Raw genomic sequence first — 262 nt, forward strand, 5'->3', positions numbered from 1 at the left:
AAACAAATGGCGCGAGACGGAATCGAACCGCCGACACATGGAGCTTCAATCCATTGCTCTACCAACTGAGCTACCGAGCCTACCTATTGCGGGAGCAGGATTTGAACCTACGACCTTCGGGTTATGAGCCCGACGAGCTACCTAGCTGCTCCATCCCGCGCTATTCCTACTAAGGAGGATGTGGGATTCGAACCCACGCACGCTTTTACACGCCTGACGGTTTTCAAGACCGTTCCCTTCAGCCAGACTTGGGTAATCCTCC

General features: G+C 54.2%; 3 tRNA genes. All 3 read right to left on the bottom strand.

The features are described 5' to 3' along the window. Positions 1-7: 7 nt before the first annotated feature. The 3 genes from HMPREF2542_RS09365 to HMPREF2542_RS09375 all read right to left on the bottom strand — a co-directional run bounded on the left by HMPREF2542_RS09365 (position 8) and on the right by HMPREF2542_RS09375 (position 262). Positions 8-80 (bottom strand) — tRNA-Phe (locus tag HMPREF2542_RS09365). 6 nt (positions 81-86) lie between these two features. Beyond that, a tRNA-Met gene (locus HMPREF2542_RS09370) sits at positions 87-160 on the bottom strand. A 12-nt stretch (positions 161-172) separates the two neighbouring features. Continuing rightward, positions 173-262: transfer RNA gene (locus HMPREF2542_RS09375), tRNA-Ser, on the bottom strand.

Origin of the sequence: Streptococcus sp. HMSC034B05 (assembly GCF_001809055.1) — a bacterium.
Taxonomy (GTDB): domain Bacteria; phylum Bacillota; class Bacilli; order Lactobacillales; family Streptococcaceae; genus Streptococcus; species Streptococcus constellatus.